Origin of the sequence: Streptococcus oralis (genome assembly GCF_001578945.1) — a bacterium.
GTDB classification, from domain to species: domain Bacteria; phylum Bacillota; class Bacilli; order Lactobacillales; family Streptococcaceae; genus Streptococcus; species Streptococcus oralis_Q.
Genome location: NZ_KQ969551.1, coordinates 438,622 through 440,759, shown reverse-complemented (window position 1 = coordinate 440,759; position 2,138 = coordinate 438,622). Strand labels below are relative to the sequence as shown.

Annotated in this window: 3 protein-coding genes; all 3 read left to right on the top strand. The window is 39.4% G+C overall.

The window, feature by feature from the left end; all coding sequences use genetic code 11:
* A partial coding sequence (locus SORDD16_RS04805) for an ATP-binding protein (protein ID WP_081215137.1) occupies window positions 1-937 on the top strand: 937 nt, incomplete at its 5' end.
* A gap of 1 nt (window position 938) precedes the next feature.
* Window positions 939-1,748, top strand: a complete 810-nt coding sequence (locus SORDD16_RS04800; RefSeq protein ID WP_061452563.1) for an MBL fold metallo-hydrolase — start codon at window positions 939-941, stop codon at window positions 1,746-1,748.
* A gap of 16 nt (window positions 1,749-1,764) precedes the next feature.
* The coding region (locus SORDD16_RS11300) for a hypothetical protein (RefSeq protein ID WP_164966487.1) at window positions 1,765-2,138 on the top strand (374 nt) is incomplete at its 3' end.

Below are 2,138 nucleotides of genomic sequence, written 5' to 3'. Positions count from 1 at the left end.
CATCCTAGAATTGCTTGAGATAGAGGATGAATATGAACTGCGTGACCTCATTACACAGATTCCTGAATTGATGATTGATTCCCAAAATGCTAACGGAGAATATCTTAGTCTTCGTGTGCGTTTTGCACTCATTCGTCGTGAGTCTGGATTCATCTCTGGTTTGGTTGCCGTTTTGCACGATACGACTGAACAGGAGAAGGAAGAGCGTGAGCGGAGACTCTTTGTTTCTAACGTGAGTCATGAGTTGAGAACTCCTTTGACCAGTGTTAAGTCCTATCTTGAAGCCTTGGATGAGGGAGCCTTGTATGATCCTGTTGCCCCAGACTTTATCAAGGTATCGCTCGGTGAAACCAACCGTATGATGCGGATGGTGACAGATCTCTTGCATCTCTCTCGTATTGATAATGCAAGTAGTCGGCTAGATGTTGAATTGATTAATTTTACAGCATTTATCACTTTTATTCTCAACCGCTTTGATAAGATGAGAAGTCAGGATGAGGAGAAAAAATATGAGCTTGTTAGAGATTACCCAATAAACTCAGTTTGGATTGAGATTGATACCGATAAGATGACCCAGGTGATTGATAATATTCTTAACAATGCCATCAAGTATTCCCCAGATGGTGGGAAAATCACTGTCAGCATGAAAACGACGGATGATCAGATGATTTTATCTATCAAAGACCAAGGTCTAGGTATTCCAAAACAAGATTTGCCGAAGATTTTCGACCGCTTCTACCGTGTGGATCGCGCAAGAAGTCGTGCCCAAGGTGGAACTGGTCTAGGTCTGGCTATTGCAAAGGAAATCATCAAACAACACAATGGCTTTATTTGGGCTAAAAGTGAATACGGTAAGGGCTCAACCTTTACCATAGTGCTCCCTTATGATAAGGATGCCGTAAAAGAAGAAATATGGGAGGACGAAATAGAAGACTAGAATGAGTGAAATAGGCTTTAAATACAGTATTTTAGCATCAGGTTCCAGTGGAAATTCCTTTTATCTGGAAACCCCAAAAAAGAAAATCTTAGTGGATGCAGGCTTGTCTGGTAAGAAAATCACCAGTCTTTTGAGCGAAATCAATCGTAAGCCAGAAGATTTGGATGCGATTTTGATTACGCATGAGCATTCAGATCATATCCATGGAGTCGGTGTCTTGGCTCGTAAATATGGCATGGATCTTTACGCCAATGAAAAAACTTGGCAGGCTATGGAAAATAGTAAATACCTCGGTAAGGTTGATTCATCCCAGAAGCACATTTTTGAAATGGGCAAAACTAAAACCTTTGGCGATATCGACATTGAGAGTTTTGGGGTCAGCCATGATGCAGTAGCACCCCAGTTTTACCGATTTATGAAAGACGACAAGAGTTTTGTCATGTTGACCGATACAGGCTATGTTAGTGACCGTATGGCTGGAATTGTGGCCAATGCAGATGGCTATTTGATCGAGTCCAACCACGATATCGAGATTCTTCGAGCAGGTTCCTATGCTTGGCGTCTCAAACAGAGAATTCTATCGGATCTCGGTCACCTTTCTAACGAAGACGGTGCTGAGGCCATGATTCATGCAATGGGAAATCGAACCAAGAAAATCTACCTTGGACATTTGTCTAAGGAGAACAATATCAAAGAACTAGCTCATATGACCATGGTCAATCAACTAGCGCAAGCTGATCTGGGAGTCGGAGTAGACTTTAAAGTTTACGATACCTCTCCAGATACTGCAACACCATTAACGGATATATAGACTGGAAATATAAAAAATGGTAAAAGTAATAGGATTTTTAAAATTTTCAGATTTTAAAATTGAAAAAGGTTGTAAAAAAAATCATTTTGAAAAATTGATAGACGGTGAGCTGTTTTTTGCAAATTATTCATGGTTTGGTGAAAATGGTACAAAAGCACAGATGGCAAAAGAAGGAAGTGCTGAAAGAGTTGAATTTTTAAAAGTAGCTGGAAGTTCTGTAACTATTAATCCAAGATATTCAATGGTAAATCCTATTGGAATCAGATATAAAAGTTCTGAAGAAATTATAATTAACTCTGCAGTGCTATATTCCTTAAAAGAAAGAGATTTAGTTAAAAAGGATAGGGTGAAATCAATTATGAGTACTCTCTTCCCAGATAGTGATGTTGT

Bases quoted from the DNA above. Each gene is read 5' to 3' on its own strand.
- SORDD16_RS04800 (WP_061452563.1), top strand. From the start codon at position 939: ATGAGTGAAATAGGCTTTAAATACAGTATTTTAGCATCAGGTTCCAGT.